Genomic DNA, 23,123 nt, shown 5'->3' on the forward strand with positions numbered 1-23,123 from the left:
GGAGGCGCAAGCGTCTCACGACTCGCCCTCCGCCTTGAGCGGCCGCATCAGCAAGGACTCGATCGCGGCATCGACGCTGAGACGCGAAACGAGAATGGCGTCCACCGCTTCCGCGATCGGCATTTCGACGCCCGCCGCCTGCGCAAGTTCCACGAGAACATGCGCCGTGAAGGCGCCTTCCGCTAGCTTGCCATGCGAAGCGTCCTTCGGCGCCTCGCCCTGCCCCAACGCCTGCCCGAGCGCGAAATTTCGCGACTGCGCTGAACCGCAGGTCAGCACGAGATCGCCGAGACCCGAAAGGCCCATCAGCGTTTCCTGCCTCGCGCCCAACGCGCGCCCGAGCCGCGTCAGTTCCGCGAAGCCGCGCGCGATCAGCGCCGCATGGGCGCTGGCGCCGAGCGCGCGCCCAGCGGCCATGCCGGCGGCGATGGCGAGCACATTCTTCGCCGCGCCGCCGATCTCGACGCCTCGCACGTCAGTCGAGCGATACAGCCTGAACATGCGGGTGGAAAGTTCCTCGCAAAGCCGCTGCGCCAACGCGTCTTCCCCGGCGGCGAGCGTCACCGCAGTCGGCAACCCCTTGCAGACGTCGGCGGCGAAACTCGGCCCCGACAGCACGGCGATGCGCGCGCGCGGCAATTCCTCGGCGACGACCTCGCTCATGAACTTGCGGCGGTCGCGCTCAATGCCCTTTGCGCAGATCACGAAAGCCGCGCCGTCGCGCAGATGCGTCCGAACCGCGCGCGCTGTTTCGCGCATGGCTTGCGCGGGAACCACGGCGAGAACGATTTGCGCTTCCCTGACGCACGAAAGATCCGGGGTGGGCGCAACGGCTGCGGCAAGCGGCAGGCCGGGAAGATGACGCCGGTTCTCGCGATGGCGCGCGAGCGATTCCGCATGCGCGGGATCGCGCGCCCACAATGGCGCCCGCTCGCGTCCCTGCGCGGCGACATTTGCGAGCGCGACGCCCCACGCGCCGGCGCCGAGAACTGCGACTGTTTCCCGCGTCATCTCATCCCGATCCGCTGATTGTCGGGGCGCGCCCAGAGAGACTCGAACATCTCGCGGAAGCGCGCCGCCGCTTGCGGGCTGTCTATAACGATAAGGTCGTTGTCCTGATAGACTTCGCCGGACACGGAAAAATTCGCCGAACCGCTGCGCAACACGCGACCATCGACCTGATAGGATTTCAGATGCATGAGGTCGCGCGAGCGGCCCTTTTTCCGCACCTCGAGATTGGGCGCGCCGGCGATGGTTTCGATCGGCGCATTGCGGCCCATTTCCTCTCCGTCGAGATAGACGCGCACTTTCACGCCGCGCATGGCGGCGCGGCCAAGTTCGCTGGTCAGCGCACGGTCCGTCAATACATAGGCGGCCATGTCGATTGAATGACGCGCGCCGCCGATCAGCCGGGCGTCCACAGACTCGAAATCCGCGCCGGGTCCGTAAAACACGCGCACGCCGGCGTATGTCGGCTCCTGTGAGAGGGGTCCGGCCCGTTGCGGCTCCGGCGCGAGCAGGAAGGCCGCCAACGCCGGCATGAACAATCCGCGCACCCGCTACGCCTTGCCGTGGTGCGCCTCGCTCGCGGCGGCGTCGAGCGGCCAGCGCGGCCGCGGCGCAAAGGCGAGATCGTCGGTGAAGCCGCGCTTGAAGCGCTCGAGCCCCGCCCAAGCGATGATCGCGCCATTGTCCGAACAGAGATTGGCGGGCGGCGAGACGAAGCGGACGCCGCTTTCCGCGCAAAGCCGCGTCAGCGCGCGGCGGATGGCGCCATTGGCGGCGACTCCGCCTCCGATCACGAGACCATGCGGACGCCCCTCGCTCTCCGTGAAGAGGCGGATGCCGGCGCGCACGCGATCGACGATGACGTCGACGATTGCCGCCTGAAAGGACGCCGCCAGGTCTTTCACGTCGGTCTCGCTCGGCGAGCCAATTTTCAGGATTTCATGGCGCACGGCGGTTTTCAGGCCGGACAGCGAGAAATCCGCGCCGCCGCGGCCGAGCATCGGGCGCGGCAGGTCGAAGCGGTGAGGATCGCCTTCGAGCGCCAGCTTCTCGATCTGCGGTCCGCCCGGGTAAGGCAGGCCGAGCATCTTCGCGACCTTGTCGAAGGCCTCGCCCGCCGCGTCGTCCACGGTCGAGCCAAGGCGGCGATATTCGCCGACGCCCTTCACGGCGACGAGTTGCGTATGCCCGCCGGAGACGAGCAGCGCGAGAAATGGAAATTCGAGATGGTCCGTCAGCCGCGCGGTGAGCGCATGAGCTTCCAGGTGATTGACCGCAATGAAGGGCTTGCCGGAGGCGAGCGCGAGCGCCTTCGCCGCCGTGAGCCCCACCAGCACGCCGCCGATCAGCCCCGGCCCCGCCGCCGCCGCAATGGCGTCGACCTCGGCAAGCTCGATCTTCGCGTTGGCCAGCGCGCGGACGATAAGTCTTTCCAGCACGTCGATATGGGCGCGCGCGGCGATTTCCGGCACGACGCCGCCATAGGCCGCGTGCTGGGCGATCTGGCTCAGAACTTCGTTGGAGAGAATTTCACCGCCGTCGCCGCCGAGACGATCCGACACGACGGCCACCGCCGTTTCGTCACAGGTGGTTTCGATGCCCAGAACGCGCATGCACACTCCTTAGGCGCGAAACACGCCTTTTTGACGCCGGCGAAAGCCAGGGCTCGCGCCGTGCGGACAACCCCCGCATTGCCGCAACTTTAGGAGATTATGGTTTGCGATTGGTTTACGCGAAACTACTGAATCCCTGTATACATTTGAGCGCAATCGCCCTCACAGCCCCGCGAGCTTCTTGAAGAGCGCCTCAACCAGCGCCGCCGCCGGATATTTGAACAGGAAGAGCGGAAGCATCGGCGCCAGCGAGGCGCCGAGGATCGAGATCACCAGACGCGTGCTGAACGGCGCCCAGCGCATATTGCGTACGACCGCCATGCTGTTCCCGAGATCCGCTAGCGATTGTAAATCGGGCGTTCCGAGCAAGGGCTCGTCGGGCGTCGTGTTCAACCATTTCTTCTCGAAAGCATTCACATATCGCGCCGCGAGTTCCGAATAGTCGCTCAGGGCCTTTTCCTGCGCCGTCCGCAGCTTGAAGGCGAAGAGGCAGGGCGGGCCGAGAAAGAGAACCAGATCCACGAATATCGTGATGGCCAGGGCCGGATAGATCACCTCGAACACCGTCCTGCCGGTAGAGATTTCCTCGGCGAATGACGCGGCGACGACGATCGAGATGGAAAAAACCAGCGCCGCGAAATGCATTTGCACGACTTCAAGATAGCCGAGCCCGCCCGCGCCGTCGGGATGCGCGGGGACAAGGCGCAGGTCCATCCGTGACAGGCGCCAGACGAAGCCCCACCACAGGGCTATCCGCCACAGCCAGCGAAACATCAGGAAACGAAAGAGCGGCAAACACACGATCCAGTACCAAAGCCCCGCCAGCGGCGCGTCGCCGATCACGCGCCCCGGATCGAAGGATGACGTCCTACCCGAAATATGAAGCTGCCCGGCAAAGATTGACAAAGCCACGGCGGCAAGCACGCAAACGGCGTCGGAAAACCACGAGTCCTTCCATCTGACGGTGCGCGCGATTTCATTTTCCAGCAACGGCGACTGGTCCGCAGGCACGACGCCGGATCGCACGATGAGGCCGATAAATTCCCGCAGCTTCGCATCGACCGAGGTTTCGCAAAGGAAGAAAAGCGGAATGACGATCAGCAGGCGCACATGGCCGGCAATCACCGAGAGCGAAAACAATTTGTCGCCGACGCCCTCGACCATCGCCAGCGCGATCATGACGAGCCATGGCAGCCAGCCGAGCGCCAACCCCAAAGCTATCGTGTTGTCTTGTCCGCGCACGAGGCCGAAGCGCGCGCCGAGCCGATGCAAGGGGCCGCCGAGCAGCGAGAAGTCATCGAGACTTCCACTTCCCGTCGTTGGTGAAGCTGAAATGAATGAAGTCATCATCCGCCCTCGCGTGACGGCGCCAAATTACATTTGATGCGCGAAATTACATTTTCAGAAACTACTTACCGAAACAACAGGGGAAATTTCCCTTCATTCTCGCCACGGTCAAGGCAGGCTCGCCGCTCCAAGCTATTCCCTCACTCCGGCGCAACGTCGGGCGTCCGCCATGCGAGATGCTGGCCGCTGTCCACCGCGATCATCTGGCCCGTAACGCTCTTCGCCTTGGCAAGAAAGACGACGGCGTCGACCACGCCTGTCACATCCGCGGCATGGCCGAGCGGCACGCCGCGCGATTCCAGCTCGAATTCCTTCTCGCCCAGCGCCTCATTGGGAAAAACCGGCCCCGGCCCCACGGCGTTCACTCGGATGCGCGGCGCATATGCCTGCGCCATGGTGCGCGTGGCCGTCCACAGCGCGGACTTGGCCAAAGTGTAGCTGAAGTAGCGCGGCGTCAGGCGCCATACGCGCTGATCGATGATGTTGACGATGACGCCCCCGACGCCGGGCGGCAAAGCTGCGGCGAAGTCGCGCGCAAGCAAAAGCGGCGCGCGTAGATTGATCGCCATGTGCCGCTCATAAAGGTCGAGCGAAAAATCCCCGGCGGAGTCGACCTCGAAGATCGAAGCGTTGTTGACGAGAAGCGTCAGCGGCCCGAAGGCGTTCGCCGCGGCATCGATCAGGCGCCCGGTCGAGGCGGCGTCGGCAAAGTCCGCGACCGCGACTGCCGCGCGGCCGCCCTGTGCACGGATAGCGTGCGCGGCAAGCTCCGCGTCTTTCTCCGAGCGGGGCGACGCGTGCAGCACGACCGACCGCCCCTCGATCGCAAATCTTCCGGCGATCGCGAGGCCGATGCGCCGCGACGCGCCAGTCACGAGAACCGGTCCGGCGTCATTGTTCCCTGCTTCGCTCATCGTCGCCTCGCCCCCTTTCCGGCGGGGCTTCCCATGACGCGGACGCGAGGTCAACGCTGTCCGCGCATTTGTAAATTTGGACCGATTCACCAAACATTAGCTAATATGGACTGGCTCTCCAGACAATTTTAGAAACGCCTTTAACGATTGCGGCAAGCTCACATGATGTTGAACTCAAACAATCCAAATTCTGACAAAAACAATTCTTGCACGAATGCTTTTGCCATCATCGGAAGCCAGGGCGGAACAATAATTCATTAAGCTGAATGTTCGCAATTGAGAACATTCGATCTGCGGAATTACACGCACAAGACATCCGCCGCAGCTCGATACGTCGCCGCTCATCCAGCGCGGCCGTGGGAGTCGTTGTTATGAAAAACAAAGTCGCCGCCCTGCTCGCCCCCTTCGTCCTTGCGGCGGGCCCCGCCCTATCCGCAGACCTGCCGCGCGGCGCCGCTCCACCGCCAGGCGACTATGTCGCCCCGCCGCCGGCTTTTGTCTGGAGCGGCTTCTACGTCGGCGTGCATGGCGGATACGCCTTCAGCTCTTTCGAAGACGACGCCAATACTCTCATCGGCGGCGCGGACGGCGGTCTCATCGGCGTCACCGGCGGTTACAACTATATGGTCACGCCGCAATTTCTGCTTGGCGTGGAAGCCGATTTCGCCTTCACGGGCGTCAGCAAGTCGAATGCGCCCTTTTTCGGCGTCATCGCGCGCGGCGAAGTCGACGATATGTTTACGCTTCGCGGGCGCGCCGGCTACTCGATCGACCGCGCCCTGCTTTATGTGACCGGCGGCTTTGCGGCGAGCAAGAACGCCATCGGCCTTACGACGCCCTTCACGGGCTTTTACGGCTATCAGGCGACGTTCCAGCCCGGCTGGGCCCTCGGCGCGGGCGTCGAATATATGATCACCTCAAATCTGTCGGCGAAGGGCGAATATATTTTCACCTCGACGGGATCGGACAGCTATTTCGATTTTTCGCCTAACGCACTGACTTCCGTGGTGAATACTTCGTCGATCAAGGGCGGACTGAACTTCCATTTCTAAAAAATCGGGAGCAACTGAGAGATTATGCCCGCGCGAATGTCGCATCCGGCGACCGAGGCGCTAGATTAGGCTTTGGCGGGCTGAAGCGTCACGCCGAGGGCGTCTTGATCAGGAGATTTTTGCGATGGGAATTTTCGATTTTTTCACGGGCAAGAGCAAGGCGGCGCCGGCTCCGGCGGGCGCGACCGACACGAGCGCGGCGCCGGCCGACGCGCTAATGGCGGAACTCGCGAGCCACGGCTTTGACACGTCGGGAATCGACATCGAGGTCGACGGCGGAAAAGTCACGCTCAATGGCGCGGTGAACTCGCGGGCGGAACTGGAAAAGATCGTCCTGGCGGTCGGCAACACCAAGGGCGTCGCGCAGGTCGAGAACAATCTCATTGCGCCCGACGCGGACCCCGAGGCGCCGTCAGGCGTGCATGTGGTCGTGGCGGGCGACACGCTCTGGAAGATCGCGGAAACCTATTACGGCGCCGGTCAGGGCGCGCGTTATGAAGAGATTTTCGAAGCCAACAAACCCATGCTGAAGGATCCCGACAAGATCTATCCGGGTCAGCGCCTTCGCATTCCGGGCGTGAGCGGCAAGGTCGCAGTCGCGAGTGCGAGCGGCTGGGCGCCTCCGGCCGAAATCGCCGGGAAGGTGAAGCAGGGATAACGAGACGCCCGTCATTGCGATTTTGAAAGGACGATCCTGACGCCTCCCCTCGGGTCCGGACCGCTCTGGCGCCCGGCGCCTCGCAATGACGGGCAACTTTATCGATTGGCCTTACGCCTTCGTCGCGTCGAAGGCGGTCACTTTCTTAGCGAACTCGGCAAGCCAGTCGACGAGTCGTGGGTGCGTCGCGCGCCACGCGCCCTCGAACCGCAGATCGAGATAGCCGAGCGCGCAGGCCACGGCGATGTGACCGATGTCCGGCGCGCCGGACAGCGGCGAGGCTTCGAGAGAAGCAAGCGCCCTGTCGATCTTGCCCTGTTGCAATTCGATCGCGGCGGGATCGCGCAACGCCGCGGGGCGCGTCGCCGTCTCGTAACGGATGAGCAGCGCGGCGTCGTTGATTCCGTCACCCAGCGCTTGCAGTCGCAACGCCTCGAAACGGCGCGACGGTTCCGCCGGGATGAGTTTGCCGCCGCCAGCGACATGATCGAGATAATCCGCGATTACGCGACTGTCATAGAGCGCGACGCCGTCCTCCAGAATAAGCGTCGGAATCTTCCCCAGGGGGTTTTGCGTCCGCAAAGTGTCGTTGGGATCGGCGGTGCTCGCGGCGACGATTTCGATGCGGTCGGAGAGTCCCAGCAGATCGGCGGCGATGCGGATTTTGCGCGCATAAGGCGAGGCGGCGGAATAGCGGAGGATCATCATGTCGGTCTTCTTTCGTCTTCGCGGCCTGTATAAAACAGCTGAAGCGCGGCGCGAATCGAGCCGCATCGGGGAAAATCATCATGTCTCATGACGCGCTTTTTGCGCCTTTGAAAGTCGGTGCGCTGACCCTGCCCAATCGCATTTTGATGGCGCCGCTGACCCGCTGCCGCGCGGAGGACGATCACATACCCGGCGCGCTAATGGCGGAATATTACGCGCAACGCGCCTCCGCCGGCCTCGTCATCGCCGAGGCGACGATGGCCATGGCCAATAATTCCGCCTTCTGGCGCGAGCCCGGCATATATTCGCAAGCGCAGATCGAGGGATGGCGGCGCGTGACGGACGCCGTCCACGACAAGGGCGGGTTGATCGCGCTGCAAATCTGGCACGGCGGCCGCGCCTGTCATCCGCTATTGAATGACGGCGCCATGCCCGTCGCGCCGTCCGCCATTGCGATCGCCAATGGCGCGGTCAACACGCCACATGGCGCTCAGCCCTATGTGACGCCGCGCGAATTGCGCGACGACGAAATACCGGGGATCGTCAAGGGCTTCGAGGCGGCGGCGCGCAACGCGAAAGCCGCCGGCTTCGACATGGTCGAGTTGCATGGCGCCAACGGCTACCTCCTCGACGAGTTTCTGCGCGACGGCGCCAACAAGCGCAGCGGCCCGTATGGCGGCCCGATCGAGAATCGCGCACGGCTTATATTCGAGGCGCTGGAAGCGGTGATCGCGGTCTGGGGCGCGGATCGCGTCGGCCTGCGCATCTCGCCGCTCAACAGCTACAACGGCATGTCGGACAGCGACCCCGTCGGGCTGACGGCGTGGCTGGCGAAAGAGCTCGACAAGTTCGGCCTCGCCTATCTGCATGTGATGCGCGGCGACTTTTACAGCAAGCAACAGGGCGACGTGATGACGCCCGCGCGGGAGGCGTTCAAGGGCGTGCTGATCGGGAACATGGGCTATCGCGCCGACGAGGCCGACGCGGCGATCCGCGACGGCAAGGTCGACGCCGTGGCCTTCGGCGCAGCGTTCCTCGCCAATCCCGACCTCCCCGCGCGGATCAAGGCGGGGGCGACGCTGAATGCGCCGAAAGCTGCGACCTTCTACACGCCCGGCGCGGAAGGGTACACCGATTATCCGGCGATGGGCGGCTGATTCATTCGCCCGTCAGCCACTCGATCTCGAAACCCGCGCCTTCGTCCTGCGCAAGGCGCGGGGCAAGAAATGTGAGGATGTCGCGCGCCTCCTCCTCGAAAACGAAAGGCGGGTTGATGACAACCAGCCCGGTGCGGCGTAGCCCTTCGCCGCCTTTCGCGACCGCGAGCGACAGGCGCAACGCGCGCTTGATGTCATTTTTCCCGAATGCGTCGTTGAAATTACGTTCCGCATAAGGGTCTTTTGACGGATGCCATAAGGCGTATATGCCCGTCGGCCATTTTCTGTAGGCGCTACGGAAGGCGGAAAACATCGCCTCGAACTCGTCCGTGCGCTCGAAAGGCGGATCGATGAGCACGAGCCCGCGCCGCTCTTTTGGCGGCACATAGGCGCCAAGCCCGGTATAGCCGTCGATGTGGATCGTCTTGATCCGCTCGTCGCGTCCGAAGCGATAGCGCAGCGCTTCATGAGCGTCCGGGCGCAATTCACAGAAGATGGCGCGGTCCTGCGCGCGCATCAGCCGCGCGGCGATGGCTGGCGAGCCGGGATAGACGAAAGGGCGCCCGTCCTCGCCGAACGGCCCTACGCAATCGAGATAAGGCGCGAGCAGCGCGCGCGTCTGGTCGCTCGCCTCGCTCATGTCCGCAAGCCGGCCGACGCCGCCGCGCCATTCGAGCGTGCGCTCGGCCTCCTCGGCGGCGAGGTCGTAGGCGCCCTCCCCCGCATGGGTGTCGATGACGCGAAATGGCGCGTCCTTGCGCGTGAGATAAACGAGCAAGCGAGCGAGTAGCGCGTGCTTGAACACGTCGGCGAAATTGCCGGCGTGGAAAGCATGGCGGTAATTCATGCGAAACGGATTCCGTTGATGGCGCCGTCTTGGGCCGCGAGCCTTGCGGCCCTCGGCCCAATAATTACTCCAGCTATCACATCGGCGCCGGGACGGAGATCTCGCGATTGTGGCAACCGCGCTGCACGACCTCTGGACAGGCGCGGAATTCGCGCAGGTCTTTCGAGAGACAGATGCGCACTTCCTCGAACACGCCGCGCCGGCAGGCGACCGCCATCATGCCGGGCCGGAGGCGCGGATTGGCGTCGTAGAAGGCGCGCTCGATGTCGATCGGCGTAAAGGTCTGCGCCTGTTTCGGCTTCACGAACAGCGGCGGAATCGTCACCGCTTCCCTCGCGCGGGCGACGTCGGCGAAATAATCGCTCGGGCTCTTGCCGCTGCATGTCCCGTGCTTTCGCCATTCGTAACGCGCCAGACGCTCGTCCGGAAAAACGCCGTTGGCGCGCTCCAGGGCGATGCGAGAGGGGCTGCGCGGCCCGGCGCAATCGCTCGGGAAACCGCGCTCATATTGCGGCCAGAGGCCATGGACGACGAAGCCGAGGCCCTTCCCCGGCTCGCACTGGTCGCGCGCGCCTTCGACATATTCGCAGAAGCCGGGCGACCAGCTCAGCGCCAGAACATAGAAATCGAAATCGCGCGAGGGCGCGCCGCTGCGGAATTCGCCGCCGCCCGAGCGCTCCCCCTGCGGGCGGGCCTGCTCGACAGGCGGCCGTTGATCGGCGCAATTGTCGAGGATGCAATCGTCGCGGGCGACGGCGGCGTTCCCGAGCGCCGCCAGAAACACGGCGACAGCGGACATAAAAAGGACTTGCGCGGCGCATTCACGCAGCGCGGAGACAGACGCTTTACGGACTGGCATTTGACGAACGACTTTCGGAAGGACGAAACGGAAGCCGCCGGTCAGGGGCCGGCGACCCGGCAATTCGGACTGAACGCATGGTTACGGTCAAGCCCCTCGACGCACCAGGTCACGCCGAAGCCGATGCCGAACATGCCCAGCGACTCGCCGATGTTGTAGACGACATGGCGGCGCTGGCCGTCGTTGAACAGGGCCTCGCCCTCGCAGTAGCGGCGCGGGATATAGCTCCGCCCATGCGTGCGGTAGCCGGTCTCCGACACGCGATCGAAGCTGACGATGGCGAGCGTGGAGCCCCAATATTCGCTTTCGCGATGCGCGAAAGTCGCCGCGATGTCCCCGAAAACCAGTGAATCCGCGCAGGGCGGAAGATTGCCCGGATATGGCAGGACGCGCTGCTCGGCGGGGGGATTGGGATCGCGTAGCGTGGGGCCGGCGAAACCCGGCGTCGCGCCCAACGCCATGAGCGCCGCCGCGGTCAGTCCCCTCGACAAGGTTCCGATTGCTGGATCGCGGCGTCGCATTCCTATCTCCCGGCGATGCATGAGTCAGCGCGATTGAGGCGAAAAGCCCCTCCTGCGTCAAGCCGCATTTGCACGAGGCGACGATCGGTCCCTATATTCCCTTCATGAGCGCTGAACGAACCCGCAAATCCTTCTCCCCGCGCCGCGCGCTTGCGGCGTTCCTACTCGTCATGGCCGCGCTGGTGATGAGCGCGCCGGAGTCTTTTGCGCAGGATCCGTTCTCGGATTTCTTCGGCGGTCTGTTCGGCGGCGGCGGCGGCGGACAGCGTTCGGCCCCTTCACGCCCGCCCAGCCAGCCGCGTGTGCGGCGCATGATGCCGCATCAGGAAAATCGCGCGCCCACCTATTGGCGCGGCGGAGAAGCGCGCGCGCCCCGCCGCGCGGCCAAACGGACAGAGGGCTCCGCGGCGACGCCGGGCGCGGAGCAGACGACTACGGCGCCCGCGGTCCCGCCGTCCTATTTCGTCGCCGTGATGGGCGATACGCTGGGCATTCTGCTTTCCAACGGACTTCAGGAAGCGTTCAGCGACAAGCCCGACATCGCCGTTCTGCGCAAGGGCAAGGAGAGCTCCGGCCTTGTGCGCGACGACTTCTACGATTGGCCCAAGGCCGCGCGAGAGCTGGCGGGCGGATCGCAGAAAATCGACGTCGCCGTCATGATGATCGGCAGCAACGACCGCCAGACGCTGCGTCAGGGGGCGGACGCCCTAGATCCGCTGTCGCCGAAATGGCGAGAAATCTACGCCGCCCGCGTCGACGCCATAATCGCCGCCTTCAAAGAAAAGAAAATCCCGGTGGTTTGGGTGGGCCTGCCGGTGATGAAAAACGAAAGCTATTCGGCCGACATGGCCAAGCTAAATGAAATCTTCCGCGACCGCGCCTCCGCGAATGGCGCGGTCTTCGTCGACCTGTGGGAGGCGCTCGCGGACGAGCGCGGCCAATACAGCGCCTTCGGTCCGGACATCAACGGCCAGATCGTCAAGCTGCGCTCCGGCGACGGCGTGCATTTCACCGAGGCCGGCGCGCGCAGCGTCGCGCATTTCGTCGCCAGCGAAGTGAAGAAGCTCTACGACGCGCGCAAGCCGGCGGAGCCCGCGCCCGCGTCGGGACAGCCGACAGCAACGGCGCCCGCCGGACAGGACGGACAGCCCGCCTCCCAGACGGCGGGCCATGGCGCGCCGAATGGGGCGCCGGTGGTCTTCCGCTCCCCTGTCGAGGCGCCTGTTTCTTCCGCGCCAACGCTTCCCGATCGCCCCGCTATTGGTCCGACGCAGCCGCTGAATGCGGTCCCGGCGACAGCCGGCGGCGAACTCGCGCGTCGGACCCAGGCCGCGCCGGCCGCCGACGCAGGGGCGCAGGCGCTGACGCGACATGTGTTCGTGGAAGGCGGCGACCAGGCGCCGCGGCCAAATCGCGCCGACGATTATTCCTGGAAGCCGTAAGCGCGCCGCGCACATCCCGGAGCAAACCGGGGATCGGCGCATGTTTACAATTTTCGTTTGCAATTCATTTACGATTGTGCGTCAGCGCACGGAACGATTTGCCCGCCTCGCGCATTCTCCAAGCCACAGGGGAATTGAGGAGCAGGGGTCATGTCGTTCGTTCCGTCGTCGCAGATCAAAACAAGGGCGCAGCGTGTTCTTTCCGTCGCGGCGTTCGCCTTGGTGGCGGGCCTTGGCGCGAGCGGCGCACAGGCTGACGATCGCGGCTTCATGGCGCTCTTCGAGGACGAGCCGCCGGCGCAACAGGAAATGACGGCCTATTACAACGACCAGCAGCAACCGGCCGCCGCTTATAACCGCGGTCAGGACGAGACACGCCTCGGCCGGGAATATCCGTCTTCGACCCGCGAAATCATGCCAGATCCGACCGAGGAAAAGCCCGGCACGATCACGGTCGACACGCAGAACCGCTATCTCTATCTCTCGCTGCCGAATGGACAGGCGGTGCGTTACGGCATCGGCGTGGGCCGCGAAGGCTTCACCTGGAAAGGCCGCGTCCGCATCGGCCGCAAGGAAAGCTGGCCGGACTGGACGCCCCCGAAGGAAATGCTGAAGCGCCGCCCCGACCTGCCCCGGCACATGGCCGGCGGCGAAGACAATCCACTCGGCGCCCGCGCCATGTATCTCTACTCGGGCAACCGCGACACGATGTTCCGTATTCACGGCTCCAACGAGCCCTGGACGATCGGTCAGGCCGTCTCTTCGGGCTGCATCCGCATGACGAATGATGACGTCACGGATCTTTTCAGCCGCGTGAAGGTGGGCACTGCCGTCGTGGTGCTCTGACAGACCTCTCCCCGCAAAAGAAAAGCCCCGGTTTTCGCCGGGGCTTTTTTATTGCGCTGCGCGGCTCTTACTCAAGATTGCAGCTGAAGACGAAATTGGTCAGCGCGGAGAAGGTCACCTGGATCGCGACCCAAATGCCGATCAGCGTCCAGCCCAGCTTCTTCTGCTCGCGCCCGTAAAGGAACGCGCCCGCAAGCGGCAGCAGCAGGAAGAAGAACTGCCATGGCTGGCTGACGAAAGTATCGCAATACCAGAGATTCAATTTCTCGCTGACCATGTTTCCTCACCTTGGCAGATTTGTTTCGCCCATCAGATGGGCGTCCACTGCGTGAGCGCACTGGCGCCCCTCGCGGATTGCCCATACGACGAGAGATTGGCCGCGCCGCATGTCTCCGCACGCGAAAACCTTCTCGCGCGACGATTTATAGGCGCGCGTATCCGCCACGACGTTGCCGCGGTTGTCGAGATCGACGCCAAGTTGCTCCAGCATTCCCTCATGCACGGGAGAGACGAAACCCATGGCGAGCAGCACAAGATCGGCCTTCAGCATAAATGAGCTGTCGGGCGCTTCCTGCATCTTGCCGTCGACATGGACGCAACGCAGGCCCTTCACCGCGCCGCCTTCCCCGACGAATTCCTTGGTCAGAACGGAGAACTCACGTTTCGACCCCTCTTCGTGAGAGGAAGACGTGCGCAGCTTGAGGGGCCAGTCGGGCCAGGTAAGGAGCTTGTTTTCCTTCGCCGGCGGCTCCGGCATGATTTCGAGCTGCGTCACCGACAGCGCGCCGTGACGCACCGAAGTGCCGATGCAGTCGGAGCCGGTGTCGCCGCCGCCGATGACGACCACATGCTTGCCGGTCGCGAGGATCGGCTCATTGGTCGTAAGCGGCTCTCCAGAGACGCGGCGATTTTGTTGCGGCAGAAAATCCATGGCGAAATGCACGCCGCGCAGCTCGCGCCCCGGAATCGGCAGATCGCGCGGCTTCTCGGCGCCGCCGGCGAGAATCACGGCGTCATGCAGTTCGACGAGGTCCTGCACTTTCGTGTCGAAGCCGACATTGACGTTGTAGTGGAACACCACCCCTTCCGCCTCCATCTGCGCGATGCGACGGTCGATGAGGTGCTTCTCCATCTTGAAGTCCGGGATGCCGTAGCGCAGCAGGCCGCCGGCTTTGGCGAACTTCTCGTAGACATGGACCTCATGGCCGGCGCGCGCCAGCTGCTGGGCGGCGGCGAGGCCCGCCGGCCCGGAGCCGACGATGGCGATGCGCTTGCCGGTCTTGCGCTTCGGCGGTTCGGGAACGACCCAGCCTTCCTTGAAGCCGCGGTCGATGATCGCGCATTCGATCGTCTTGATCGTGACCGGCTGGTCCTGAAGGTTCAGCGTGCAGGAGGCCTCGCAGGGCGCGGGGCAGATGCGGCCGGTGAATTCCGGAAAGTTGTTGGTGGAATGGAGGTTCGCGAGCGCACGCTTCCATTCGCCGTGATAGACGAGATCGTTCCAGTCGGGGATCTGGTTATTGACCGGGCAACCGTTGTGGCAGAACGGGATGCCGCAATCCATGCAGCGCGACGCCTGATTGCGGGTCGCCTCTTCCGACAGCGGGATGACGAATTCGTCATAGTGGCGAATGCGATCGGCCGCCGGCTTGTATTTGCGATCCTGCCGATCGATTTCGAGAAAGCCCGTGACCTTGCCCATATTGCTTCCAAACCTTTCGCATCGGGCTCCAGCCGCGACCGGGGCTTTAGTTTGCCCCGGCCGAGCGACCGGACACAAAGGCGAAATCCGCCAGCTTGCCGACAGCCGCCGCCACTGCGCAATTTCGCAAAAGTTCTAAACGCTTTCGCTCGCGCCGCGTCAAGCCGGCGCGAACGACCCCTCACTTTTCCAAGGCCCCGACGTGAGGCCACGCAATCGCTACGCTTACCCGCCACGCCCCGCCAAACCACGAAAGCGCAGCGTCTCTCCTGCTAGCCGCTGTCGACGACGGGTCGACGATCCCTGAGACGGCCTGCTCTCCCCCCTGGCATGAGCGGATCCAACGATTGAAACTGCCAGGCTTGCAAAGAGCCTTGAGCGTGAACAATTCACGTCGTGGCTCCCAGGTTCGCATTACGGTGAAAAGCGGCCGGAGGAGCTGTTTTACCGGGAGGATATCATGCGTAGATCACTGTTTCTCGCCACGGCCGGCGCGGTCATGCTGGCCATTTCCGGTCCGGCTCTCGCTTTCGATCACCACGACCATGACGCGCATCGGCATCACAGACGTGAGCTGAGCCGCCACCAGAACATTGGCGGACATCACCGCTATATGCACCGGGACTGGGGCCATCATGTTCACCCCCACCACCCCTGCCGCAACAAGCACGGCCATTGGATGTGCCGCTAGGCGAAGCCGCCCGATATGCGCCAGCGTCGAGGTGTTCCCCGCGCTGGCCGCATATCGCGGAAATTGCTTACTCTCCGGCGGCGGCAAGTCGCTCCGGCTTCTGCTTTTTCGCAGCCATCTCATTCAGCGCACGGCGATACTCGACCGGCATCACCTTGCGGAACTTCCCCTTGTAGACCGCCCAGTCGTCCAGGATCTGGCGCGCGCGGGTCGAGCCCGTATGGCGTAGATGATTGGCGATGAGCTGGCGCAGGCGTTCGGCGTCGAAGCGCGTCATGTCGCCCATGATGTCCACGCGGCCATGCGTCTCGAGATCGCCCGACTGGTGATAGGCGTCGGTCATGGCGGTCTCTTCGTCGCGCACCGGCTCCAGGTCGACCATCGCCAGGTTGCAGCGCGTCGAGAACGTGTCGTCCTCGTCGAGCACATAGGCGACGCCGCCGGACATGCCCGCCGCGAAGTTGCGGCCGGTCTGGCCAAGCACCACCACTACGCCGCCGGTCATATATTCGCAGCCGTGGTCGCCCACGCCCTCGACGACCGCAATGGCGCCCGAGTTGCGCACCGCGAAGCGCTCGCCCGCGACGCCGCGGAAATAGCACTCGCCCGCGATGGCGCCGTAGAGCACCGTATTGCCGACGATGATCGAGTTCGACGGCTCTATCTTCTGCGCTTGGCGCGACGGATAGACGATCACCTTGCCGCCCGAGAGGCCCTTGCCGACATAGTCGTTGGCCTCGCCCTCGAGACGCAGCGTCACGCCGCGCGCGAGGAAGGCGCCGAAACTCTGTCCCGCCGTGCCGGTGGCGCGAATGTCGATCGTGTCTTCCGGCAGGCCGGCGTGTCCATAGATGCGCGCCACTTCGCCCGAGAGCATCGCCCCCGTCGTGCGATTGACGTTTCGGATCGGCGTCTCGATCGAGACCTTTGCGCCGCGGTCGAGCGCCGGACGCGCCTGCTCGATAAGCTTGTTATCGAGGACCTTGTCGAGACCGTGGTCCTGCGTCGCGCTGTGGCGCACCTCGGGACCCTCGCCCGTCGGCTTGTGGAACAGCTTCGAGAAGTCGAGACCCTGCGCCTTCCAATGCGCAAACGCCTTCTGCTTGTCGAGCATCTGCATCTGGCCGACGAGATCCTCGAACTTGCGGTAGCCCATTTGCGCCATCAGCTCGCGCACTTCCTCGGCCACGAAGAAGAAGTAGTTGATGACATGCTCCGGCTGGCCGACGAAGCGCTTGCGCAGCACCGGGTCCTGAGTCGCGACGCCGACCGGGCAAGTGTTGAGGTGGCACTTGCGCATCATGATGCAGCCCGCTGCGATGAGCGGCGCCGTCGAGAAGCCGAATTCATCGGCGCCCAGCAGCGCGCCGACGATGACGTCGCGGCCCGTGCGCAGACCGCCGTCGACCTGCACGGCGATGCGCGACCGCAGATTGTTCAGCACCAGCGTCTGATGAGTCTCGGCAAGGCCGATCTCCCACGGCGATCCCGCATGTTTGATCGAGGTGAGCGGAGACGCGCCCGTTCCGCCGTCGTAACCGGAAATAGTCACGTGATCGGCCCGGCCCTTCGAGACGCCGGCGGCCACGGTGCCGACGCCGACCTCGGAGACGAGCTTCACGGAGACATTGGCTTTCGGATTGACGTTCTTCAGGTCGAAGATGAGCTGCGCAAGATCCTCGATCGAGTAGATGTCGTGATGCGGCGGCGGCGAGATGAGGCCCACGCCCGGCGTCGAATGACGCACCTTGGCGATGACCGCATCGACCTTGTCGCCCGGCAACTGGCCGCCCTCGCCGGGCTTCGCGCCCTGCGCCATCTTGATCTGGATCATGTCGGCGTTGACGAGATATTCCGTCGTCACGCCAAAGCGGCCGGAAGCGACCTGCTTGATCGCGGAACGCATCGAGTCGCCATTGGCCAGCGGCTTGAAGCGATCCGGCTCCTCGCCGCCCTCACCCGTGTTCGACTTGCCGCCGATGCGGTTCATCGCGATGGCGAGCGTGGTGTGCGCCTCGCGCGAGATCGAGCCGAACGACATGGCGCCCGTCGAGAAGCGCTTCACGATTTCGCTCGCCGGTTCGACTTCATCGAGCGGCACGGGCTTGCGGCCGTCTTCCTCGGCGTTCTTGATGCGGAACAGGCCGCGCAGATTGAGCAGACGCTCGTCCTGCTCGTTCAACTCCCGGGCGAAGGCGCGATACTGGTCGCGGGCGTTGCCGCGCACCGCATGCTGAAGCAGCGATATCGTTTGCGGCGTCCAGCTATGCGCCTCGCCGCGGATGCGGAAGGCGTAGTCGCCGCCGACGTCCAGGGCGTCGCGATAGACTGGCGCGTCGCCGAAGGCGAGTCGATGACGGCGCACCGTCTCCCTGGCGATCTCGTCGAGCCCGACGCCTTCGACGCGCGTCGTGGTGCCCGTGAAATATTCGTCGACGAACGCCTGCGCCAGACCGACCGCGTCGAAAATCTGCGCGCCGCAATAGGACTGATAGGTGGAGATGCCCATCTTGGACATCACCTTCAGAAGCCCCTTGTCGACGGCCTTGATGTAACGCTTGATCGCGGTCGCGGCATCAACGTCCTTCGGGAAATCGTCGGCCGAGGCCGCGAGCGTCTCGAAGGCGAGATAGGGGTTGATCGCTTCGGCGCCGTAACCCGCAAGGCACGCGAAGTGATGCACTTCCCGCGCTTCGCCGGTCTCGACGACGAGGCCGACAGACGTGCGCAGACCCTTGCGGATCAGGTGGTGATGCACCGCCGCCGTCGCGAGCAGCGCGGGGATCGGAATGCGGTCCGGCCCGACCATGCGGTCGGACAGGATGATGATGTTGTAACGTCCCGTGACCGCCTCCTCGGCGCGGTCGCACAGACGCTGGATCGCGCCGCGCAGACCTTCCGCGCCCTTGGCGGCGTCATAGGTGATGTCGATCGTCTTGGTGTCGAAGCTGTCCTCGACCATCCCGATCCAGCGGATCTTTTCGAGGTCTTCACTCGTCAGGATCGGCTGGCGAACTTCGAGGCGCTTCTTCTTCGCCGAGCCCTCGTGATCCAGAATGTTCGGACGCGGACCGATGAAGGAGACGAGGCTCATGACCAGTTCTTCGCGGATCGGGTCGATCGGTGGATTGGTCACCTGCGCGAAGTTCTGCTTGAAATAGGTGTAGAGCAGTTTCTCCTTGTCGGAGAGCGGCGACACGGGCGTGTCGGTGCCCATGGAGCCGACGGCTTCCTGACCCGTGACGGCCATCGGGAAGACGAGGAGATCGAGGTCTTCCTGAGTGTAGCCGAAGGCCTGCTGACGATCGAGCAGCGAGACATCGGCGCGCGCGGGACGCGGCTCGACGGGCTTGAGGTCCTCGAGCTGAATCTGGGTGCGAGCCAGCCATTCCTTGTAGGGATGGGAGTTCGACAGCTCCTTCTTGATCTCGTCGTCGGAGACGATGCGGCCCTGCTCCAGATCGACGAGCAGCATCTTGCCCGGCTGCAGGCGCCATTTGGTGACGATCTTCTCTTCCGGGATCGGCAGCACGCCCATTTCGGACGCCATCACCACCAGCCCGTCGTCGGTGACGAGATAGCGCGCGGGGCGCAGGCCGTTGCGGTCGAGCGTCGCGCCGATCTGGCGGCCGTCGGTGAAGGCCATGGCGGCGGGACCATCCCACGGCTCCATCAGGGCCGCGTGATATTCATAGAAGGCCTTGCGGTCTTCATCCATGAGGGGATTGCCGGCCCAGGCTTCCGGTATCAGCATCATCACCGCATGAGCGAGCGAATATCCGCCGCGCACGAGGAATTCGAGCGCATTGTCGAAGCACGCCGTGTCCGACTGGCCTTCATAGGAGATCGGCCAGAGCTTGCTGATGCCGTCTCCGAAGAGCGGCGACGCCACCGACGCCTGACGCGCGGCCATCCAGTTCAGATTGCCGCGCAGCGTGTTGATCTCGCCGTTGTGCGCAACGAAGCGATAAGGGTGAGCGAGGCGCCAGGACGGGAAAGTGTTGGTTGCGAAGCGCTGATGCACCAGCGCCAACGCCGACACGAAGCGCTCGTCCTTGAGGTCGAGGAAATATTCGCCGAGCTGCGAGACGAGCACCATGCCCTTGTAGACGATGGTGCGCGTCGACACCGATACCGCATAGAACTCGCGGCCGCCGTTGCCGAGCTTGTAGATTTCGTTGGAGGCGGCCTTGCGCGCCAGATAGATGCGGCGCTCGAATTCGTCGCCGTCCTTGATGTCTGGGCCGTGGCCGACGAAAATCTGCGCGTGATGCGGCTCGACGGCCTTCACCGCCTCGCCGAGGTCGCTCGAATCGACCGGCAGATCGCGCCAGCCGAGAACCGTCAGCCCCTCTTCCTTGATCGAGGCGTCGATGATTTCGCGCGCCTTGGCGCGAGTGTCCGGGTCGCGCGGGAGGAAGAACTGGCCGATGGCGTAGTCGCCGGCCGCCGGCAGATCGAAGCCGAGCTTCGCGCATTCCGCCTTGAAGAAGTCGTGCGGAATCTGGACGAGGATGCCGCAGCCGTCGCCGAGCTTCGGGTCCGCGCCGACGGCGCCGCGATGATCGAGGTTGAGCAGGATGCGAAGACCCATCTCGACGATGGCGTGCGATTTCTCGTTGCGCATATTGGCGACGAAGCCAACGCCGCAGGAATCATGCTCCTGCGAGGGGTCGTACATGCCCTGCGCCAGCGGCAGCGCAGGATCGCGCCCGATCGCGATTTCCTGCGCGGCGGCGACTTGCTCTGCGGCCTTCGTCTTCGCGACCTTCGTCATGGCGGCGTCTCCTCGACGTTACGCGACGCGTCCTCCCGCGCCGTCGTCCCGTCTCTCCTCTCGATCCAAAACTGCTTAGAGCAAGACCAGGACTGTTAGAAGCGCCCGCGCGCCCGTCCCGTCCTCGCTCCGATCCCGGCCGACTTTTCGCCGGCCAAATTCCGTGCGCCTCGCGCTTCCATCCGAGCGCCGCGCCCTGAAGGCAAGAGGCGCGCCAAACCGCTCGAAGGTCGATCCCTCCTTCCCCGCGCCTGCATTGGATCGGCGACCGGACAGGAATATGAGCGACTTGCGAGGGCGAACCGCGCCGAAAGGTCAGTAGCGCTGACATATCGACGCCGCATATTTCTGCCAGATTTATGCACGGGTGACAAGCAACCGCTCCCGGATTCGGCAGAGGGACAGCGCGGCGTCCTACGCTTGCCGCATTCGCGGCCGAGCATGGAGGCGCCCGGATCGACCGTCCGGGCGACGACGGGATTACTCACAATGACCGCATTTTCATGGAAGAGCTGGCGCGTGGCGCTCACGCTCGGCGTCGTTTTGGCCTGTGAGGCGACACCGCAAGCGGCGAATGCGCAGTTCTTCTTCCGGCCCTTCGCCTACACCTATCGTTACGACATTCCGCCGGACGACTATGACGAGGCCCCGCGCTTCGCTTCGCGTCGCTCGGTTGCGCGCATCCTCGCGCGGGAGGGCTATCAGCTCGTCGGGCCTCTCGGCCAGCGCGGCGATCAGGTCGTCGCGACCGGCGTCAACCGTCGCGAGGGCGAAATGCGCTTCTTCATCGATCCGTTCGAGGGCCAGATCATCCGCGCCGTGAGGATCGGCCCGCCGCCGCAAATCGGCCGCGAGCCTTCGGACGGAGGAAGGGTCATCGAGCCGCTCGGCGGCTCCCGCCCCGTCGTGCGCGATTATGGCGGCGAGCCGCGCGGCGCGACTCCGACCGAAAAGAAAAGGCCGGGATCGCAGGAGGTCGCCGCGCCCAATCCGGTGCGGCCGAATCCGGTTGCGCCCATGCATGTCGCGCCCTCTCACGCGCGGCCACAACACACTCGGCCGAGTCCTGTCATGCCCTCGCCCGCGAGGCCGGCGCCCTATATTCCGTCCCCCAACGGCAGCCCCGGCAGCAAGCCTGCGCCGGTGCAGCCTGTTCCGACGCCGCCATCGGGCGCCGCGCCGGCGCCGGCGCCGACAGCCGCCGCCCCGGCAAAAGCGCCTCCCGCGGAAACCGCAAAGCCCGCAGCAGCCGTCGAAACCGCCAAGCCGGTCGCGCAAACGCCTGCCCCGGCTGCGGAAACGAAGCCGCCGGCGCCCGTGGCGGCCGAGCCGCAGAAAGCCGCGGCTCCCGCCCCCGCGTCGGCCGAAGCCGCCAAAACGGCGGCCGCGCCTCGCGCCGCTGAAGCCTCCAAGGCGGCCGCGCCCCCGCACGCCGCGGAGGCTGCAAGACTTGCGGCGCCGGCAGGGAGCTCGACTGCGGCACGTTCGACCGGCGGCTCCTCCCGCCGCGCCATCGTGCCCCCTGCCGCGGCCTCGGGAGCGTCGGCCGTGACGCCCGCGGCGGCGACGCCGGCGACCGCAAAACAGCCAGAGACGGCGAAGACTCCGGAGAGCGCGACAAAGCCAAAGTCGGGCGGATAAAAAAAGGGGGCGCCGAACCGGCGCCCCTCCCGTTTTCAGGTGATGTCGTCTCGCTATTACGCAGCCTTCGACTCGACGACCGTTGCGGTCGGCGCGCCGGCGCCGATCTCGATGCGGCGCGGCTTCTGAGCCTCGGGAATCTCGCGCACGAGGTCTACATGAAGCAGACCGTTCACGAGGCTTGCGCCAGTCACGACCACATGGTCGGCAAGCTGGAAGCGACGCTCGAACGCTCTGGCGGCGATGCCCTGATGCAGGAGCTCACGACCTTGCGCGGGCGGACCCTGCTCTTTGGAGCCCTTGATCGACAGCGTGTTCTCTTTGGTTTCGATCGCCAGTTCTTCCCGCGAGAAACCCGCAACGGCGAGTGTCACGCGATAGGCGTTTTCGCCCGTGCGCTCGATGTTGTAGGGCGGATAGGTGGAGGCGCTGTCAATCCCGCTTGCCTGATCAAGCAGATTGAACAGCCGGTCGAAACCCACCGTTTGGCGATAGAGAGGGGAAAGATCGAAATGACGCATGACATATCCTCCGTCTGAAGCGACATGCGGCGCGCTTGCCTGACCGCGCCGCGCCTGTTGCGCGTCCGTTTTGGCCCGCGCTAAACCCGATTTGGGAAGCGCCGCGGCGGAGTTCAAGGGCGCCGAAAACGGCGCGGCGAAGGATTCGTCCCGGCGACGAACGGAACCCGCACCCGCGCCGCCGCCGACTATGCTATGACAGGGCCGCGCGGCGTTGGGCCGCCGTTCTTCATGGGGCCACGCATGAAACGATTTCTCGCTCTTCTTTTTTTCTCGACGATATGGACGGCGCAGGCCCGGGCCGAGATCATCGGCGTGCAGACTCCGCGCGCCGTGACCGAAGAACAGATGATAGCCTCGCTGAGAGAGATCGACCTCGTCGACGAAAAAGGGGCGCCGCTCGACCTTCGCGGGGTGATGTCGAACGGCAAGCCCACGCTCGTGACCCTCTGGGCGCATTGGTGCACCAATTGCCGCGCGGAAATCGCGGGTTTCAAGGCCATCGCCGACAAATGCCGCGATCGCTGGAACGTCGTCTTCGTTTCCGCGCGGGCGAGCGATTTTCCCAAGGATCTTGCAAAGTTCAGGACGTTCGGCCTGCCCTGGAAATTCTACCGCGTGGGAGACTCCACAAAGACCGACGTGGCGAAGGCGAAGGCCGCGCGCGCCTTCTACGGCCTGACCGCCTCGGGCGGCGTCGTCACACCGCAGCACTATTTGCTGACCCCTGCCGGGGAAGTGCAGGCGATCGTCAGCGGCAAGATGGACTTCGCAGAGCCGCAGCGCCTCGCAGCCTTCTGCGCGCCATAAGCGATTTGG

General features: G+C 64.6%; 21 protein-coding genes. 8 read left to right on the plus strand and 13 right to left on the minus strand.

The window, feature by feature from the left end:
• Positions 1–15: 15 nt before the first annotated feature.
• The 5 genes from LG047_RS01865 to LG047_RS01885 all read right to left on the minus strand — a co-directional run bounded on the left by LG047_RS01865 (position 16) and on the right by LG047_RS01885 (position 4,882).
• Positions 16–1,011: an NAD(P)H-dependent glycerol-3-phosphate dehydrogenase gene (locus LG047_RS01865; RefSeq protein ID WP_036281620.1), complete on the minus strand. Its 996-nt coding sequence runs from the start codon at positions 1,009–1,011 to the stop codon at positions 16–18.
• A complete protein-coding gene (locus tag LG047_RS01870; RefSeq protein WP_227964963.1) occupies positions 1,008–1,556 on the minus strand; it encodes a phospholipase D-like domain-containing protein in 549 nt (182 codons plus the stop codon). Before LG047_RS01870 ends, LG047_RS01865 begins: the two co-directional genes overlap by 4 nt.
• A 3-nt stretch (positions 1,557–1,559) precedes the next feature.
• Complete coding sequence (gene tsaD / locus LG047_RS01875) at positions 1,560–2,621, minus strand: tRNA (adenosine(37)-N6)-threonylcarbamoyltransferase complex transferase subunit TsaD (protein WP_227964966.1); 1,062 nt, start codon at positions 2,619–2,621, stop codon at positions 1,560–1,562.
• A gap of 162 nt (positions 2,622–2,783) precedes the next feature.
• Positions 2,784–3,971: a hypothetical protein gene (locus LG047_RS01880; protein WP_227964968.1), complete on the minus strand. Its 1,188-nt coding sequence runs from the start codon at positions 3,969–3,971 to the stop codon at positions 2,784–2,786.
• 137 nt (positions 3,972–4,108) lie between these two features.
• A complete protein-coding gene (locus LG047_RS01885) occupies positions 4,109–4,882 on the minus strand; it encodes an SDR family oxidoreductase (RefSeq protein WP_227964969.1) in 774 nt (257 codons plus the stop codon).
• 371 nt (positions 4,883–5,253) lie between these two features.
• On the opposite strand from LG047_RS01885, the gene LG047_RS01890 reads away from it, so the two are divergent.
• Both LG047_RS01890 and lysM read left to right on the plus strand, forming a co-directional pair.
• On the plus strand, positions 5,254–5,934 hold the full coding sequence (locus LG047_RS01890) for an outer membrane protein (RefSeq protein WP_227964970.1): 681 nt from the start codon (positions 5,254–5,256) through the stop codon (positions 5,932–5,934).
• A 124-nt stretch (positions 5,935–6,058) separates the two neighbouring features.
• Entirely contained in the window at positions 6,059–6,592 is a 534-nt protein-coding gene (lysM, locus tag LG047_RS01895) for a peptidoglycan-binding protein LysM (protein ID WP_036281630.1), read from the plus strand.
• Positions 6,593–6,703: 111 nt separating this feature from the next.
• Here the strand turns inward: lysM and LG047_RS01900 are convergent, their stop codons facing one another.
• Positions 6,704–7,300 carry a glutathione S-transferase gene (locus LG047_RS01900; RefSeq protein ID WP_227964971.1) on the minus strand — a complete coding sequence of 199 codons (597 nt, stop codon included), beginning with the start codon at positions 7,298–7,300 and terminating at the stop codon, positions 6,704–6,706.
• A gap of 80 nt (positions 7,301–7,380) precedes the next feature.
• On the opposite strand from LG047_RS01900, the gene LG047_RS01905 reads away from it, so the two are divergent.
• Positions 7,381–8,457 (plus strand): alkene reductase, encoded by a 1,077-nt coding sequence (locus LG047_RS01905; protein WP_227964972.1) that lies wholly within the window; start codon positions 7,381–7,383, stop codon positions 8,455–8,457.
• A gap of 1 nt (position 8,458) precedes the next feature.
• Here LG047_RS01905 and LG047_RS01910 read toward each other — a convergent pair whose 3' ends face one another.
• From LG047_RS01910 to LG047_RS01920, 3 genes are all read right to left on the minus strand, one after another.
• On the minus strand, positions 8,459–9,304 hold the full coding sequence (locus LG047_RS01910; protein WP_227964973.1) for a 23S rRNA (adenine(2030)-N(6))-methyltransferase RlmJ: 846 nt from the start codon (positions 9,302–9,304) through the stop codon (positions 8,459–8,461).
• A gap of 76 nt (positions 9,305–9,380) precedes the next feature.
• Positions 9,381–10,103 carry a ribonuclease T2 gene (locus LG047_RS01915; RefSeq protein WP_227964975.1) on the minus strand — a complete coding sequence of 241 codons (723 nt, stop codon included), beginning with the start codon at positions 10,101–10,103 and terminating at the stop codon, positions 9,381–9,383.
• 101 nt (positions 10,104–10,204) lie between these two features.
• On the minus strand, positions 10,205–10,684 hold the full coding sequence (locus LG047_RS01920) for a hypothetical protein (protein ID WP_036281639.1): 480 nt from the start codon (positions 10,682–10,684) through the stop codon (positions 10,205–10,207).
• Between the two features lie 68 nt (positions 10,685–10,752).
• On the opposite strand from LG047_RS01920, the gene LG047_RS01925 reads away from it, so the two are divergent.
• Complete coding sequence (locus tag LG047_RS01925; protein ID WP_227964977.1) at positions 10,753–12,126, plus strand: SGNH family hydrolase; 1,374 nt, start codon at positions 10,753–10,755, stop codon at positions 12,124–12,126.
• 150 nt (positions 12,127–12,276) lie between these two features.
• On the plus strand, positions 12,277–12,972 hold the full coding sequence (locus LG047_RS01930) for a L,D-transpeptidase (protein ID WP_227964979.1): 696 nt from the start codon (positions 12,277–12,279) through the stop codon (positions 12,970–12,972).
• Between the two features lie 67 nt (positions 12,973–13,039).
• Here the strand turns inward: LG047_RS01930 and LG047_RS01935 are convergent, their stop codons facing one another.
• A complete protein-coding gene (locus LG047_RS01935) occupies positions 13,040–13,249 on the minus strand; it encodes a hypothetical protein (RefSeq protein WP_036281644.1) in 210 nt (69 codons plus the stop codon).
• A gap of 6 nt (positions 13,250–13,255) precedes the next feature.
• Positions 13,256–14,674: a glutamate synthase subunit beta gene (locus LG047_RS01940; protein ID WP_227964981.1), complete on the minus strand. Its 1,419-nt coding sequence runs from the start codon at positions 14,672–14,674 to the stop codon at positions 13,256–13,258.
• Between the two features lie 460 nt (positions 14,675–15,134).
• On the opposite strand from LG047_RS01940, the gene LG047_RS01945 reads away from it, so the two are divergent.
• Entirely contained in the window at positions 15,135–15,365 is a 231-nt protein-coding gene (locus LG047_RS01945; protein ID WP_227964982.1) for a hypothetical protein, read from the plus strand.
• A gap of 67 nt (positions 15,366–15,432) precedes the next feature.
• On the opposite strand, the gene gltB is transcribed toward LG047_RS01945, so the two are convergent.
• Entirely contained in the window at positions 15,433–20,142 is a 4,710-nt protein-coding gene (gltB, locus tag LG047_RS01950; RefSeq protein ID WP_370634969.1) for a glutamate synthase large subunit, read from the minus strand.
• A 489-nt stretch (positions 20,143–20,631) separates the two neighbouring features.
• On the opposite strand from gltB, the gene LG047_RS01955 reads away from it, so the two are divergent.
• Entirely contained in the window at positions 20,632–21,783 is a 1,152-nt protein-coding gene (locus LG047_RS01955) for a hypothetical protein (protein WP_227964983.1), read from the plus strand.
• A gap of 56 nt (positions 21,784–21,839) precedes the next feature.
• On the opposite strand, the gene LG047_RS01960 is transcribed toward LG047_RS01955, so the two are convergent.
• The gene (locus tag LG047_RS01960; RefSeq protein WP_036287186.1) at positions 21,840–22,304 is read right to left on the minus strand and encodes an Hsp20 family protein; all 465 of its coding nucleotides are present in this window, start codon (positions 22,302–22,304) and stop codon (positions 21,840–21,842) included.
• Between the two features lie 243 nt (positions 22,305–22,547).
• Here LG047_RS01960 and LG047_RS01965 point away from each other — a divergent pair, with 243 nt between their 5' ends.
• On the plus strand, positions 22,548–23,114 hold the full coding sequence (locus LG047_RS01965) for a TlpA disulfide reductase family protein (protein ID WP_227964984.1): 567 nt from the start codon (positions 22,548–22,550) through the stop codon (positions 23,112–23,114).
• Positions 23,115–23,123 lie beyond the last annotated feature (9 nt).

Origin of the sequence: Methylocystis sp. WRRC1 (genome assembly GCF_020733155.1) — a bacterium.
Taxonomy (GTDB): domain Bacteria; phylum Pseudomonadota; class Alphaproteobacteria; order Rhizobiales; family Beijerinckiaceae; genus Methylocystis.